The 15,219-nt window shown below is 74.7% G+C and carries 13 protein-coding genes; 7 read left to right on the top strand and 6 right to left on the bottom strand.

Annotated features, from left to right (window positions below):
* Positions 1-130: 130 nt before the first annotated feature.
* A complete protein-coding gene (locus tag AB0N04_RS03500) occupies positions 131-1,642 on the bottom strand; it encodes an amino acid permease (RefSeq protein ID WP_360208564.1) in 1,512 nt (503 codons plus the stop codon).
* A gap of 449 nt (positions 1,643-2,091) precedes the next feature.
* On the opposite strand from AB0N04_RS03500, the gene AB0N04_RS03495 reads away from it, so the two are divergent.
* Positions 2,092-2,841, top strand: coding sequence for an FCD domain-containing protein (locus AB0N04_RS03495; protein ID WP_360208533.1), 750 nt, complete (start codon positions 2,092-2,094; stop codon positions 2,839-2,841).
* Positions 2,842-2,952: 111 nt separating this feature from the next.
* Here the strand turns inward: AB0N04_RS03495 and AB0N04_RS03490 are convergent, their stop codons facing one another.
* A complete protein-coding gene (locus tag AB0N04_RS03490; RefSeq protein ID WP_360208530.1) occupies positions 2,953-3,594 on the bottom strand; it encodes a TetR/AcrR family transcriptional regulator in 642 nt (213 codons plus the stop codon).
* Between the two features lie 106 nt (positions 3,595-3,700).
* Here AB0N04_RS03490 and AB0N04_RS03485 point away from each other — a divergent pair, with 106 nt between their 5' ends.
* Positions 3,701-4,486, top strand: coding sequence for an SDR family oxidoreductase (locus AB0N04_RS03485; RefSeq protein ID WP_360208527.1), 786 nt, complete (start codon positions 3,701-3,703; stop codon positions 4,484-4,486).
* A gap of 86 nt (positions 4,487-4,572) precedes the next feature.
* Here AB0N04_RS03485 and AB0N04_RS03480 read toward each other — a convergent pair whose 3' ends face one another.
* Positions 4,573-5,010 carry a nucleoside deaminase gene (locus AB0N04_RS03480; protein WP_360208524.1) on the bottom strand — a complete coding sequence of 146 codons (438 nt, stop codon included), beginning with the start codon at positions 5,008-5,010 and terminating at the stop codon, positions 4,573-4,575.
* Positions 5,007-5,933, bottom strand: a complete 927-nt coding sequence (locus AB0N04_RS03475; protein WP_360208521.1) for an LLM class flavin-dependent oxidoreductase — start codon at positions 5,931-5,933, stop codon at positions 5,007-5,009. The genes AB0N04_RS03480 and AB0N04_RS03475 overlap by 4 nt, the downstream gene beginning before the upstream one ends.
* 93 nt (positions 5,934-6,026) lie before the next feature.
* Here AB0N04_RS03475 and AB0N04_RS03470 point away from each other — a divergent pair, with 93 nt between their 5' ends.
* Positions 6,027-6,473: an Lrp/AsnC family transcriptional regulator gene (locus AB0N04_RS03470; protein ID WP_360208518.1), complete on the top strand. Its 447-nt coding sequence runs from the start codon at positions 6,027-6,029 to the stop codon at positions 6,471-6,473.
* Positions 6,474-6,566: 93 nt separating this feature from the next.
* Here AB0N04_RS03470 and AB0N04_RS03465 read toward each other — a convergent pair whose 3' ends face one another.
* Positions 6,567-7,238, bottom strand: a complete 672-nt coding sequence (locus AB0N04_RS03465; protein ID WP_363363141.1) for a macro domain-containing protein — start codon at positions 7,236-7,238, stop codon at positions 6,567-6,569.
* Between the two features lie 181 nt (positions 7,239-7,419).
* Here AB0N04_RS03465 and AB0N04_RS03460 point away from each other — a divergent pair, with 181 nt between their 5' ends.
* The 3 genes from AB0N04_RS03460 (at position 7,420) to AB0N04_RS03450 (ending at position 13,125) form a co-directional block, all read left to right on the top strand.
* Positions 7,420-9,045, top strand: coding sequence for an ADP-ribosyltransferase domain-containing protein (locus tag AB0N04_RS03460; protein ID WP_360208512.1), 1,626 nt, complete (start codon positions 7,420-7,422; stop codon positions 9,043-9,045).
* Between the two features lie 181 nt (positions 9,046-9,226).
* Positions 9,227-10,183, top strand: a complete 957-nt coding sequence (locus tag AB0N04_RS03455; protein ID WP_360208510.1) for a BadF/BadG/BcrA/BcrD ATPase family protein — start codon at positions 9,227-9,229, stop codon at positions 10,181-10,183.
* Positions 10,184-10,398: 215 nt separating this feature from the next.
* Entirely contained in the window at positions 10,399-13,125 is a 2,727-nt protein-coding gene (locus AB0N04_RS03450) for a penicillin acylase family protein (RefSeq protein WP_360208562.1), read from the top strand.
* A 78-nt stretch (positions 13,126-13,203) separates the two neighbouring features.
* Here the strand turns inward: AB0N04_RS03450 and AB0N04_RS03445 are convergent, their stop codons facing one another.
* Entirely contained in the window at positions 13,204-13,575 is a 372-nt protein-coding gene (locus AB0N04_RS03445; RefSeq protein WP_360208507.1) for a hypothetical protein, read from the bottom strand.
* Positions 13,576-13,735: 160 nt separating this feature from the next.
* Here AB0N04_RS03445 and AB0N04_RS03440 point away from each other — a divergent pair, with 160 nt between their 5' ends.
* Positions 13,736-14,980, top strand: a complete 1,245-nt coding sequence (locus AB0N04_RS03440; RefSeq protein WP_360208505.1) for a pyridoxal-phosphate dependent enzyme — start codon at positions 13,736-13,738, stop codon at positions 14,978-14,980.
* Positions 14,981-15,219: the final 239 nt, after the last annotated feature.

The raw sequence follows: 15,219 nt of genomic DNA, 5'->3' as shown, positions 1-15,219 counted from the left end.
AAGTACTCGGCGGCCACCCGCTTGCCCTGCAGCCGGCCCTGCATGTCCGTCATGGCCAGCACGACGGTGTCGATCTCCCCCGCCGCGACCATGGCACGCAGCTCGTCGAGGGTGAGCCGGGGACGGCTGCTCATCGGGTCTCCAGTTTGGCGGGGTCGGAGGGGGGAACGGGGCGGGTGCCCACGACGGGGTCGAGCGCGTCGGCGGGACCGACGGCAGCGGTGGAGGTCGCGGAAGCGGCGGAGGTGTCGTGGACGACCGGCCCGGTGAACCAGTTCCGGGCGGAGGCCAGCCACCACACACCGGCGAAGCCGACCACCACGGCCACCGCCACCGGGGTGTAGTTGAAGCTCTCGGCGGTGATCGGACTGGCCGTCGGGAGCATGAACAGCACGGTGATCACCGCCGTCCAGACCACCGCGACGATCCCGATCGGCCGGCTCCAGCGGCCCAGGTGCCAGGGGCCGCGCGGGAAGTCCTCGCCCTGGCGCAGCCGCAGGTACACCGGCAGCACGTAGGAGATGTAGAGGCCGATGACGGAGATCGAGGTGACGGCGGTGTAGGCGGTGGTGTTCCACAGCGCGGGCAGGCCGAGCAGCAGGGCGCCGCCGGTGGCCAGCCAGACCGCGTTGGTCGGCGTCTGGGTGCGCGGGTCGATGCGGTGCCAGAGGGCGGAGCCCGGCAGGGCGCCGTCACGCGAGAAGGCGTAGATCATGCGGGAGTTGGCGGTGACCGAGGCCATCCCGCAGAAGAACTGGGCGCCGATGACGATCAGCAGCAGGACCTTGGCGCCGTCGGCGCCGATGGCGTCGATGAAGATCTGCGCGGGCGGGACGCCGGTGTCGCTGGCGAGCGCGCCGTCGTAGTCCCGGATCGCGAAGGTGATGCCGAGCAGCAGGACCCAGCCGGCCACCAGGGAGACGGTGATGGCGTTCACGATGCCGCGCGGTCCGGAGCGGGCGGCGTCGTGGGTCTCCTCGGTCATGTGCGCGGAGGCGTCGTACCCGGTGAGGGTGTACTGGGCCATCAGCAGGCCGATCATCGCCACGTAGAACTGGTTGTGGAAGCCGGTGTTGTCGACGAACTGGGTGAACACGAAGGAGGCGGAGGCGTGCTGGTCCGGCAGCAGGACGAGCGCGCCGACGATGGCGGCCACGCCGACCAGGTGCCACCAGACGGAGACGTTGTTGAGGACGGCGACCAGGCGCACGCCGCGGGTGTTGAGCAGGCCGTGGATCACCAGGATGACGGCGAAGATCTCCATGGTGTGCGCGGGGCTGGCCTCGACGCCGAACTGGAGGGTCAGGAACGCGTTGGTGAAGAAGGCCGCGCCGTAGTCGACGCCGGCGGTCACCGCGACCTGGCCGAGGAAGTTGAACCAGCCGGTGAACCAGCTCCAGGCCGGGCCGCCGCTGCGGGCCAGCTTGGCGGACCAGTAGTAGAGTCCGCCCGCCGTGGGGTAGCTGGAGCAGATCTCGGCCATCGCCAGCCCGACGCAGAGCGTCAGCAGGCCCACCACCGGCCAGGCCCAGATGATCATGGCGGGGCCGCCGGTGTTCATCCCCGTGCCGTACAGGGTCAGGCAGCCGGAGAGGATCGAGACGATGGAGAAGGAGACGGCGAAGTTGGAGAAGCCCGTCATCGAGCGGGCCAACTCCTGGGTGTAGCCCAGTTCGCGCAGCCGCTGCTCGTCGGCGGAGAGGGTGCCGGCGGCGGGAGCGGCGGTGGCGGTGGCGGAATCGGCGCCGGAAGCGGTGGGGGAATCGGCGCCGGAAGCGGCGGGGGACGTTGCGGCGCCGGCGTCGGTGCCGGTAACACTTCCGGTGTTCGACGGAAACCCGAGCGGGGCAGGGTGGTCGGGTGAGCGTGCGTCGGTCATGGGCACCCCTGGGGGTTGAGGGTGTGCCGGCGGGCGCGGCCACGGCGTCGTGGCGCGACTCCCCCGGCGGGTTAGACGGTCGGACGGCTCTTCCAATGGTCCGGAACCAGACCATTGGGGTGGGTGATCAGCATCGTTCCGGCTCGGCCCGGGCCGCGTCAAGAGCGGAAAGGGGATGAGTCCCGGAACCCGACCGTAGGTACGATTCCGGCGTGGACGTCGACGAGGCACGCGAGCGGGCCCGCCAGGACTGGCAGGCCGGGGCGATCTTCCGCCCGGTGCGGACCGGCAACGCCTTCGAGGAGACCGTCGAACGGCTGCTGCAGGCCATCAAGCTGGGCGTCTTCGGCCACGGCGACCGGCTCCCCGCCGAACGGGACCTCGCCGCCCGGCTCGGCGTCAGCCGCGAGACCCTGCGCGAGGCGCTCCGCACCCTGCAGCTCGCGGGCTGCACCGAGTCCCGCCGCGGCCGCTACGGCGGCACCTTCGTCACCTACCGGATGCCCGAGCCGGACGTCGCCGAGCTGCGCCGCGCCGTCCGCGACCTCGGCGACGACCTGGAGGACGCGCTCACCTACCGCCTGGTGCTGGAGAGCGGCGCCGCCGAGGCCGCCGCCCGCCGCACCCTCACCCCGGAGCAGCGCGCCTACCTGGAGAGCCGGCTCGCCGACCTGGAGGGCGCCCCCGCCGAGCGGTACCGCCAGCTCGACTCGCGCTTCCACCTCGCCGTCGGCGAGCTCACCGGCTCCCCCACCCTGGCCGCGGGCATCGCGCAGGCCCGGATGCGCCTCAACGACCTGCTGAACGCCATCCCGGTGCTGGAGCGCAACATCGAGCACGCCGCCGAGCAGCACCGGGCGATGGTCCGGGCGATCCTCGACGGCGACGGCGAAGCGGCCCGGCGCGCCACCGAGGAACACCTCGCCGCCACGGCCGCCCTGCTCCGGGGCTTCCTGGGCTAGATCACGCCACGTGGAGCACTGTCGGGCCCGCGACGGGCGGCTTCGGCGGTTCGGGCTTCGGCGGGGCCGGGCTTCGTGGTGCCAGGCTGCCCGACTTCGCGGGGCCGGGCTTCAGCAGGTCGGCGCCGCGGGCCCGGCCAGGGGTTCGTCCCCGGCGGCGGGCCGCAGGCCGCGCAGCAGGTGGGTGAGGAGGTCGTCGAAGACCTGGTCGAGGGCCGGCCCGGAGAGCTGTCCGGAGGCCGCCTGGGCGGCGACGCCGTGCACCGCTGTGTAGAGCACGTTAAAGATCCGGTCGGCACTGCCCGCCCTCAGCTCGCCCTCGCGCTGCCCCTGGGCGATGACCGCGTGGATGTCCTCCTCCAACGGCCCCCAGGCGAGCCGGAGTTCGTCCGCGACGGCGACGTCGTGCTTGCGCGCGAAGGTGAGTTCCAGGAGGGCGGGGTGCGCGGCGGCGAAGTCGACGTACGACCGGGCGAAGGCGAACATCCGGTCCCGGAAACCCTCGCCGCTCCCGGCCAGGCGGCTGCGACCGGCGGCGGTCATCCGCTGGATGCCGGTGAGCGCGAGGGCGTCGAGGAGGGCGCGCTTGTCCTTGAAGTGGCGGCTGGGCGCGGCGTGGCTGACGTCGAGGGCGCGGGCGAGCTCGCGCAGTGAGAGCGCGTCGACGCCCTGCTCGCGCAGCGTCTGCTCGGCGCGCTCCAGCAGTGCGGCGCGGAGGTCTCCGTGGTGGTAGCGGCCCGTTCGCATGGGCATCAGCATACGGGAATGTAGTCGTTGACTACTTTGTTGGCACTGACTACATTGAGCTGCGGCGCCGACCGGGGCACCCGACCCCGCGCCTGCCGAGACGAGGAGCGTCATGGACTTCGCCCGCAAGACCACCCTGATCACCGGAGCGTCCACCGGTATCGGGGCCGCGTTCGCCCGCGAACTGGCCGCCCGTGGCTCCGACCTCGTCGTGGTCGCCCGCAGCGAGGACAAGCTGCGCGGCCTGCAGCAGGAGCTGACCGCGGCGCACGGCACCACCGTGCACGTCGTCCCGCTCGACCTCGCCCGGCCCGGCGCCGCCGCCGAACTCCAGCAGCGGGTCGAGGCACTCGGCGCGACCGTCGACATCCTCGTCAACAACGCCGGCTTCGCCACCTTCGGCGCCGTCGCCGAGACCGACCCGTCCCGGATGGCCGAGCAGGTCCAGCTCAACTGCCTCACGCTCACCGACCTGACCGCCCGGCTGCTGCCCGGCATGGTCGACCGCGGACACGGCGCCGTCGTCAACATCGCCAGCACGGCCGCCTTCCAGCCGATCCCCCGGATGGCCGTCTACGGCGCCACCAAGGCGTACGTGCTCTCCTTCACCGAGGCACTGGCGAACGAACTGCGCGGCAGCGGTGTGCGGGCGCTCGCCGTCTGCCCGGGAGCCACCGACACGCCGTTCTTCGACGTGGCGGGCGAGGAGGCCGCGGTCGGCGTCCGCCGTCGGCCCGAGCAGGTCGTCACGACCACCCTGGCCGCGCTGCGCAGGGGCCGGCCCACGGTCGTCGACGGGCTGGTCAACCGGCTCGGCACGCTGGCGCCGCGCCTGCTGCCGCGCCGCGCCACCGTCGCCGTCGCAGAACGCGTCACCCGGCCGAGCGCTGCGGCCTGAGCGGCCGGGGCTGCCTGAGCAGCCGGGGCTGCCGAGAACTGCCGGGAGCAGCCCGAGCGGACGGGCGCGCCACCCGGGCGGCCGCGTCAGGCCGAGCCGTAGTAGGCGGCGATCGGGGCGCGGGCCTCGTCGAACAGCGCCGGGCCGTCCTGCGGGACGGTCGGCCAGGCGCCCGACCCCGGGTTGAGGTCGACGAGCTGGTCGGTGGAGAGGGCGAAGACCACCCGGCCGAGGCCGGAGCGGACGATGGCGCCGGCGCACATGGAGCAGGGTTGGCAGCTGGTGTACATGGTGGTGCGGGCGGCCTCGTCGGGGGCGAGCTCACGGGCCGCCCAGCGGGCCAGCTTCAGCTCGGGGTGGGCCGTGATGTCGTCGTCGCGGCGGACGGTGTTGTGCGCCTCGACGAGGACCGTGCCGTCCGGACCGGCCAGCAGGGAGCCGTAGGGGGCGTCGCCCAGGGTCACGGCCTCGGCCGCGATCGCGACGGCGCGGCGCAGCAGGGGTTCGTCGGCGGGGGTGATCACGGTGTCCTCCAGTGGGTGGCCACGGCGGCGAGGTCCCGCCAGGCGGTCTGCGGGCGGCGGGTCTCCTCCGGATCGCCGTGGTACGGGTCGAGCACCACGGTGCCCGCGCCGAGGCTGCGGAGCCCGTCGAGGTCCTCCAGGACCTGGTCGAGGGTGCCGACGCCGGCCGGGCGGTCGGGGTCGCCCACCGGCGCGGCGGTCAGCCGCAGCGCGATCCGGGGCGCGAAGCCAGGCAGCTCGTGCTGCGCCAGGACCTCCCGCATCCGGGCCATCGGGAGGCGCAGCGGGTGCCAGGCGTCGCCGAACCGGGCGGCGCGCCGGAGCGCCGCCGCACTGTGGCCGCCCACCCAGACGGGCACCGCGGATCCGGTCGGCCGGCCGTCCGTGGGCCGGTCGTCGGTGGGCGGGTCGTCGGTCGGCCGGCCGTCCGCGGGCTGGCCGTCGGTGGGCGGGCCGTCCGCGCCCGGGAGTGCCGGGGCACCGGCCGCCGGGGCCGGGTGCCAGGCCTCCCGCAGGACGCCCAGGTACTCGTCGGTCAGCCTGCCGCGCTCGGTGAACGGGACGCCCAGCGCCTCGAACTCCTGGCGCGCCCAGCCGACGCCCACCCCGAGGACGAAGCGACCGCCGCTCAGCCGGTCGAGGCCGGCGGCCATCCGGGCCACCAGCAGCGGGTGCCGGTAGGGCAGCACCAGCACCGTCGTGCCCAGCCGCAGCCGGGTGGTGAGGCCGGCCAGCCAGGACAGCGTGGTGAACGGCTCGTAGAACGGCTCCGGGTAGCGCGCGGCGACGTCCCCGGTGACGGCCACGTGGTCCGACACCATGAGCAGGTCGAGGCCCAGCCCCTCCGCCGTCCGCGCCCACTCCCGCAGCACGCCCGGATCCGTCCCGGGCCCGAAGTTCGGTACGTTGACGCCAAGTTGCATGCCCCGAGGCTATCCCGGCGATCATGGGGCAGGGAACGGAGACTTCCCGGTTGTGGCGGCCCGCTGCCGTGGATCTCCCGGTAGGGTGGCCGGATGGCCGTGAATCTTGACGACGTCGACTGGGCGATCATCGAGCAGCTGCAGCAGGAGGCCAGGATCTCCCTGAGCGAGCTGGGGCGGCGGGTGAGGCTCAGCCCCTCCGCCACCACGGAACGGGTGCGCACCCTGGAGTCGCTGGGCGTCATCAGCGGCTACCGAGCCGTGGTGGACCTGGCCAAGGTCGGCTACCCCGTGCTCGCCGTCGTCCGGCTGAAGTACCCGGGCAACCGCCACCAGCCGCTGCGCCGGCTGCTCGCCGAGCGGCGGGAGATCCTGGAGTGCCTGCGCACCACCGGGGACGACTGCTACACGCTGAAGGTGGCCGCGACCTCCATGGAGCACCTCGAGGTGCTCGTGGACGAGCTGGCCGGCTTCGGCAGCACGACCACCAGCGTCGTGTACAGCCAGACGCTGCCCGGCCGCGGCCCCGGCCGGCCGTGACGGCCCACCGGCGCTCCTGTCCGGCCCGGCCCGACGGAGCGGCCGGGCACCCCGACCCGCCGGCGGGCCCACCCGTCCCGGCACTCGCCCGGGTCAGCGCCGGCCGGTGCCGCGGGCCGGCGGGGATATCCGGACGCGCTGCGTCACGGGCGCGCTTTCGAGGTCGTCGAGCTGGGCGAGGACGGTGGCACGCAGGTCGTCGTAGTCCTCGAAGCGGTGGTCGTTGAACAGGGTGTAGCCCGTCCACATCAGGTTGGCGCACACCCGGGCCGGCACCCGGCCCGCCCGCGCGCCCATGCCGACCAGGGCCACGGACCGGATGCTGCCCGGCGCCGCCGCGTTCTGCCGGTGGACGGCCTGGAAGGCGGCGGCGCAGGCGAGGGCCACGTTCAGCGTCTCGCTCACGTTCTGCGAGGACCCGGCCATCGTCGGCGCCGAGATCAGGAAGCGCGGGTTGGTCGCGCCGGAGGGGACGCAGACCGCGCTGCCCACCGGGAGCGCCCCCGCGGCCTCGTCCCGGATCGCCCGCTGCACGCGCAACTGGATGCCGGCGCCGAGGTGACGCCTGATCACCGCGTCGACCCCGCCGTCCATCCGGCCGCGCGCATTGGTGGGGCTGACCCAGGCGTCGACGTGCTCGTCGAGGATCGAACCCACCCGGACCTCGACCCCGGGGACGTCGGCGAACGCCGCCCTCCAGGCCTCCACCACCGACGCGTTGACGTCGGCCAGCACCACCCTCAGCGGGGACCGCGTGTCGTCCATGCTCATGCTCCACTCCCATCGGCGTACGGCCTCGACTGACCACGACGCTAGCGCCCACCTCTGACAATCCGCGGACCACGGGCTGTCACACCCCGCAGGTAGGAATGGGGGTGTCCGCCAGGGGCCCGCCCGGTGCCTGACGGGCCATCACGAACGAGCCGACGTCCCGGAGTGCCGCCCCATGAGCGAAGCCAACGCCACCACCCCGTCCGACCCGACCGACCCGCTGGCCCTCGCCGAACTCTTCGCGGGCGGCGGCGAGCCCTGGCTGCCGCTGCTGAAGCCGGTCATCGAGGCCCGGCCCGACGCCGCCGCGTTCATCGGCCCGGGGCGCGGCCCGGACGTCGTGCCCGTCCGCGAGCTGACCTTCCAGGCGCTGAAGCCCCACGCGCCGCACAAGTGGAAGGTCGTCGTCTTCGGGCAGAACCCCTACCCGCGGCCGGAGAGCGCCACCGGCATCGCCATGTTCGACAACACCTTCCACGACTGGAAGGACAGCCAGTTCGGCCGGGTCGTCAGCATCCGCTGCATCATCAAGGCGGCGGCGATGTGGAAGTACGGCATACCCAAGAAGACACCGATCGCCGACGTCCGGGCGCTGCTGAAGGAGAAGGAGACGGTCCAGCCGCCGGAGTGGTTCCAGGCGATGCTCACCCAGGGCGTGCTGCTGCTGAACGCCGCCCTGACCGCCAGCAGCGACGGCGCCCTGGGGCCGGAGCGGCACACCGCGTTCTGGCGGCCCGTCGCCGAACGGATCGTCGAGGAGATCCTGCGCGCCAAGCAGGACGCCGACGAGGAGGACCGCGGCGTCGTCTTCGCGTGGTGGGGGGCGCACGCCCGCAGCCTGAAGAGCGTGGTGCTCCGGCTCCAGAAGAAGTACCCGGGCGTCGAGGTCCGGCACATCGACCACCCCAACCCCGCGGCGCAGGGCGACGTCTTCTGCGACGGCGCGCACTTCGCGACGGTCAACGAGGCCCTCGCCTCGCTGGGCGCCGAGGAGGTCGACTGGCTCCCGAGCACCGGGTGGAACCGGCACGCCGACGGGCGGGGCCCGGCCGACGGCGACGTCGCCGAGCGGATGGGCGCGTTCATCGCCTCCACCATGGAGCTGCACCAGCTGTACCTGGAGCGGCTCGCGAGCGTCAAGGACGAGGGCCTCGTCCTGCCCGCGATCACCGGCGTGTTCGACACCCCGCTGATGGACTTCCGGGAGGCCGTCGAGCCGGTCGCCCGGTTGCTGCGCGGGCTGGACCGGCACGTCACGCTCTCGCACGAGTTCGGCAAGCGCCGGGCCGACGGCGCACCGGCCGCCGCCGGCGGGCTGTCCGCCGACGCGATCGCCGCGCTCTACCTCTACACCTGCGAGTCGGCGTTCTACCGGGAGATCAACGCCGTCCTGCGCTCCCCCGACCGCTCCCGCCTGGTGCCCTACCTGCCGTACCTGCGGCTGCTGTTCGCGGCGGTGTCCCAGCTGCCCGTCCGCACCGAGCCGCTCTGGCGCGGCGTCCCGCTGGACCTCCGGGCGCAGTACCCGCTGGGGCGGACGGTGACGTGGTGGGGCGTCTCCTCCTGCACCTCCAAGCTGGGCGTGGCGCAGGCCTTCCTCGGCAGCCGCGGCAAGCGGACGCTGTTCGAGGTGCGCCCCGCCCGGGCCACCGGCATCCAGGACTTCTCCGCCTTCACCGGCGAGGAGGAGTTCATCCTGCTCCCGGGCACCCAGTTGGAGGTGACGGACGTCCGGACGGAGCGCGGCGGTCTGTGCACCGTCACGCTCACCGAGCTGGCGGAGCAGACCCTGGTGTCCTGACCGACGGACCCGGGGCGGTCGGGCGGGGCGGCGGGGCGGCGCGCGTCCGGGGCGGCGGGGCGCCGGCGGGTACGCTTCCCCCCGGACCGCGAACCGCGACTCCCGACCCGCGGACCCCGGCCCGCACCCCTGCCGCGCACGAGCCGCCCCGGGCGGCGGACCGCCCTCCCGGAGGCGCCCCGTGAGCACCTTCCACCTCGGACTGGACGCGGGCGGCAGCAGGACCGGCGCCGTCCTCCTCGACGCCGACGGCGCGCTGCGGGGGCGCGGCGAGGGCCCCGGCGCGAACCCGGCCGGGCAGCGCCCGGGCGACGTGCTCGCCCATCTCGGCGCGGCCGCCGCCGGCGCCCTGGACGGGCGGGATCCCCGGCTGGTCGGCTCCTGCCTGGTCGGGCTCGCCGGGTACCGGGCCCTGCCGGATCCCGAGCGGTTCGCGGAGCGCTGCCGGGCCGCCCTGCGCCTCGACTGCCCGGTGCGACTCGTCCCGGACACCGTGCCGGCCCTCGCCTGCGGCGGCGTCACCGACGGGCGCGGCACCGTGCTGATCGCCGGCACCGGCACGGTCTGCGCCCGACTGGCGGGCACCCGCACGATCGCCCGCGCCGGCGGGCTGGGCTGGCTGCTCGGCGACGAGGGCGGCGGCTTCTGGCTCGGCCGCGAGGCGCTCCGGCACGCCCACGCGGACCCGGCCGGCCCGCTGGGTGCCGCCGTGCGCGCCCACTGCGCCGCCGACTCCCCCGGCGACCTGCTGCGCTGGGCCTACCAGGGCCCGCCCCGGCGCCTCGCCGCCCTCGCCCCGCTGGTCTCCCGGCTGGCGGAAGAGGGCGACGGACCCGCCCTCGCGATCGCGCACACCGCCGCCGGCCACCTGGCCGCCCTGGCCCGTGCCACCGCCGTGCCGGAGGAGCCCCTGGTCCTCGCCGGCGCGGTCGCCACCTCCGCCGGCCCGGTCCGTGAGCGGCTCCTCGTCCTGCTCGCCGACCTGCACCCCCGGCTCCCCCGCACCGACCCGGCCACCGCCGCCGCCCGACTGTCCGCCCGCCACGCCGCCCACCGCCCGGCCGCGCACGACCCGCTCGACGACAACCCGCTCAGCCGCGACCCGGCGCCCGACGGCCCCTCGCCCGGCGACCGCTGACAGCACCTCACCCGCCCCCAGGCCATCACCCCCGAGCCGTCAACTCCACGGCGCCCCAGCGGAAATGGCATGCACGCCACTAGCCAACCGGTCAGTAGCACCCCTACCGTCGACTCCCCGTGACTTCGACGGAGGAGCACGCCTTGCGCCCACGCCCCCACCCCCTCCGGTTCCCGGCCGCCGCCCTCGCGTCGGCCCTTCTCGTCACCGCCGCCCTGACCACCACCCCCACCGCGGCCGCCCCTGCCCCCGCGCCGGCCGCAGCGGCCGACTACTGCGGCGGCCGCTGCACCGACATCCTGCCGCCCGGCGAGAACGGCAACGCCACCCTCGCCGAGATCCTGCTCAACCGGGTGTTCGGCAGCCGCCCCGCCCACACCGACGACCAGCTCGGCCCGTACGCGGGCCTCGCCGCCGGCTACCCCGGGCTCACCGACGCCAAGCTGCGCGACTTCTTCAACGACGCCTCCTTCGGCGTCCCCGCCGACCAGGTGGCGAGCACCGCCAGCCCCCGCGGCGACGTCACCATCGTGCGCGACAAGGCGACCGGCGTCCCGCACATCAGCGGCACCACCCGCTACGGCACCGAGTTCGGGGCCGGCTACGCGGCGGCCCAGGACCGGCTCTGGGTGATGGACCTGTTCCGGCACGTCGGCCGCGGCCAGCTGTCCGGCTTCGCGGGCGGCGCCGCCGCCAACCGCCAGCTGGAGCAGAGCTTCTGGCAGGCCGCCCCGTACACCGAGGCCGAGCTCCAGCAGCAGATCGACGCGCTCGCGTCCCGCGGCGGCCGGGCCGCCCAGGCCCTCGCCGACGCCACCGCCTACCTCGACGGGATCAACCAGTACGTCCGGGAGGCCTACAACGGCCGCACCTTCCCCGGCGAGTACGACCTGACCGGGCACATCGACCCGATCACCAACGCCGGGTCCATCGAACCGTTCAAGCTGACCGACCTGGTGGCCCTCGCCTCCGTGGTGGGCGCGCTGTTCGGCTCCGGCGGCGGCGGCGAACTCGCCTCCGCGCAGGTCAAGTCGGCCGCCGAGGCCCGTTACGGCAAGGACGCCGGGGACGCCGTCTGGAAGTCGCTGCGCGAGGCCGACGACCCCGAGGCCGTCGAGACCCTGCACGACGGCCAGCGCTTCCCCTACGCCACGGTGCCCGACAGCCCGCAGGGCGAGGCGCCGCCCGACCCGGGCTCGGTGGTGCCCGAGCGGATGGTCTACGACGCCACCGGCTCGGCCGGCACCGCCGCCACCGCGGCACCGGGTCTGCTGCCCGGCAACCTGCTCAGCGCCCGGCACGGCATGTCCAACGCCCTGCTGGTCTCCGGCGCCCACACCGACGACGGCCACCCCGTCGCCGTGTTCGGACCGCAGACCGGCTACTTCGCCCCGCAACTGCTCATGCTGGAGGAGATCCAGGGCCCCGGCATCAGCGCGCGCGGCGCCGCCTTCGCCGGCCTGAGCTTCTACGTCCAGCTCGGCCGCGGCCAGGACTACGCCTGGAGCGCCACCTCCGCCGGGCAGGACATCACCGACACCTACGCCGTGCCGCTCTGCACCACCGACGGCTCGCCCGTCACCACCGCCGCCGAGTCCTACCTCTGGCACGGCCAGTGCGTGCCCCTCGACCGGCTGGAACGCAAGAACGCCTGGAGCCCGACCACCGCGGACTCCACCGCGGCCGGCTCGTACACCCTGGTGATGTACCGCTCCAGGTACGGCCTGGTCACCGCCCGCGGCACGGTCGGCGGCGCGCCCGTCGCCTTCACCTCGCTGCGCTCCACCTACCGGCACGAGGCCGACTCGATCATCGGCTTCCAGGAGCTCAACGACCCCGGCGCCGTGCACGACGCGGCGGGCTTCCAGCGGGCCGCGCAGGACATCAACTACACCTTCAACTGGTTCTACGCCGACTCCCGCGACATCGCCTACTACAACTCCGGAACCAACCCCGTCCGCGCCCCCGGCGTCGACCCGGGCCTGCCGCTGCGCGCCGAACCGGCCTACGAGTGGACCGACTTCGACCCCGTCACCAACACCGCGCGGTACACCCCGCCCGCCGAGCACCCGCAGTCCGTCGACCAGGACTACTACATCTCCTGGAACAACAAGCAGGCCGACGGCTTCACCACGGCCGGCTTCGGCAACGGCTCGGTGCACCGCGGCAACCTGCTCGACGACCGGGTCAGGGCGCTGCTGCAGGGCGGCGGCAAGGCGAGCAGGGTCTCCCTCACCCAGGCCATGGAGGGCGCCGCCCTGACCGACCTGCGTGCCGAGGACGTGCTGCCCGACCTGATCCGGGTGCTGCGCAGCGCCCCGGTCACCGACCAGACGGCCGCCACCGCGCTGCAGCAGCTGGAGACGTGGCTGGCCGACGGCGGCCGGCGCAAGGAGACCTCGGCCGGCAGCCACAGCTACGCCGACGCCACCGCGATCCGCGTCATGGACGCCTGGTGGCCGCTGGTCGCCGAGGGGACGATGCGCCCCGGCCTCGGCGACCAGCTGTTCACCGCGCTGACCGGCGCCGTGCAGATCAACGAGTCGCCCTCCGGCGGGCAGAGCGGCCCCGGCGGCGGCTCGACGAGCGCCAACGAGTCTATCCCGCACAAGGGTTCGGCCTTCCAGTACGGCTGGTGGAGCTACCTGGACAAGGACCTGCGGTCCGTCCTCGGCGACCGGGTGGCCGGCCCGCTGGCGCGCCCGTACTGCGGCGGGGGCGACCTCGCGGCCTGTCGGGGCGTCCTGCTCGACACCCTGAAGCGGGCCGCCGCCCAGACCGCGGCCCAGGTCTACCCGGGCGACGCCGACTGCTCGGCCGGTGACCAGTGGTGCGCCGACACCGTCATCCAGCGTCCGCTGGGCGGGGTGACGGACGTCAGGACGACCTGGCAGAACCGGCCGACCTACCAGCAGGTGGTGCAGTTCACCGCCCACCGCTGAGCCACCACACCGCCGAGCCGCCGAGCCCGGACGTCGCCGGTGCCCCGCCCGACCCGGGTGGGGCACCGGCGGCGGCCGTCAGGACGGCTTCGACGCCTCCGCGGCCCCGGATCCCGACCCCGATCCCGACCCCGACTCGGAACCCGCCCCGGACCCCGCCTGCGCGGTCAACCGCCGCCGGTGGCCGCGCAGGTGCTCCAGCGGGTCCCGGAGCCTCCGGCCGGCCTGCAGGTACGCCGTACGGCCGTCGGGAGTGGTCATCCGCATGTGGACGGCGTCGGCCAGCTCCGCCGCCGTGTCCACCAGGTCGATCAGCTCGGCCAGCAGCGCGGCCTGGTCGGCGGGCACGACGGCCTCGCGGCGTGCCCGGGCCCGGGGCAGGGCGTCCTCACGGATCTTCGCCCGGGCCTCCCGAACGGTGGTGCTCATCGCCTCGATGTCGCCGTCCACGCCGGCCCCCTGTCCGTGCTGCGCCTGCCGATTCGCGGTGATCCTTCCCCGGGCGGGGCGGCGGCACTCCCCCGGTCCGGGCGGGCGGCCGGGGTCCGCGCACCGGCCGGGGCCGGGAATCCGGCGGACCCGGCCCGGAGGGAGGACATAGGCTCCTGACATGGCGACAGACGGATCACTCGCAACCGGTCAGCGTTCCCTCGGCGACCCTTCCCTCGACTACCCCCTGTGGCCCCCACTCACCGCCGGCTGTCCGGGCACCGGCACCGCGGACGTCGCCTACCCGGTCGAGGTCGACTACGCGTACGGGAAGGCGGACCCGGCGGCGCTGTTCGCGCCGTCGGAGGTCGCCGGCCTGGAGCGGTGGGCCCCGCTGCTGCCGCCGCTGCTCGCGCCGGGCCTGGGCGAGGGCGGCACGCCGCTGGTCGAGCTCGAACCGGGGGTGTACGTCAAGGACGAGTCCCGCAACCCGACCTGGAGCCACAAGGACCGGCTGAACCGCTGCACCACCAGCGCCGCCGTCGGTGTCGGCGCGGCCGGGATCGCGGTGGCCTCCTCGGGCAACCACGGCGCCTCCGCCGCCGCCTACGCGGCCCGGGCCGGGCTGCGCTGCGTGGTCCTCACCGGCCCGGACCTGCCGCCGAACGTCGACGCGTTCCTGAACGCCTACGGCGCGGTCGTGCTGCCGGTGCCCTGGGAGGCGCGCTGGCCGCTGCTGCGCCAGGTGGTCGACCGCCTCGGTCTGCACCCGGTCAGCAACCTCACCACCACGCACACCGGGCACGCGTACGGCCCCGAGGGCTACAAGACCGTCGCCTACGAGATCTTCCGGGACCTCGGGGTGCCGGGCGCGGTCTTCGTGCCCACCGGCTACGGCGAGCTGCTGTTCGGGGTCTGGAAGGGGTTCGCCGAACTGCACCGGCTCGGGCTGGCCGAGCGGGTGCCCAGGATCTACTCCTGCGAGTCGGCCTCGGGGGCGCCGCTGGCGAGTGCCCTCCGGCAGGGCCTGCCGGCCGCGCGCACGGCCGTGGCGCCGGGCCGGGCGTACTCGATCGCCGCACCGGTCGGCGGCTACCGGGGCGTGCTCGCGGTGCGCGGGAGCGGCGGCCGCGCGCTGGTGCTGGACGACGCCCAGCTGACGGCCGCCCAGGGCGAGCTGGCCCGGGCCGGGCTCTGGACGGAGCTGTCCGCGGCGGCCGGGCTCGCCGGGCTGCGCAGCCTGGGCGGGGCGGCGGGCGGCTCCCGGGGAATCGAGGGAGCCGAGGGCATCGAGGGACCGGTGGTCTGCGTGTCGACGTCCAGCGGCTTCAAGGACCTCGGGGTCGGCTCCCGGAGGACCGAGCCGGTCGCCCCCGAGTGGGAGGCCGTCCACCGCCGGCTGCAGGCCGCCGGGATCCGCGGCTGACGGCCGCCCCCGCACGGGCGGCGGACATCCGGCCCCAGAACCAGGACCAGGACCAGGCGTCCGGCACCGGGACCAGGCACCCGTCACCCGTCACCCGGCACCCGGCACCGCGGAAACCCCTTGGTCCCCGGTGCCGGGTGCCGGTACGGTCGCTGTGTGGCCGTCGTAGCGAACTCTCGCCGATTTACCGGCCCCCCGGCCCCCGTTGGGCGCCGCAGGGGTCGGACGTCGCCACGCCT

Source organism: Kitasatospora sp. NPDC051702 (genome assembly GCF_040681575.1).
Classification (GTDB): Bacteria; Actinomycetota; Actinomycetes; order Streptomycetales; family Streptomycetaceae; genus Kitasatospora.
This window is presented reverse-complemented; position numbering and strand designations above follow the sequence as displayed.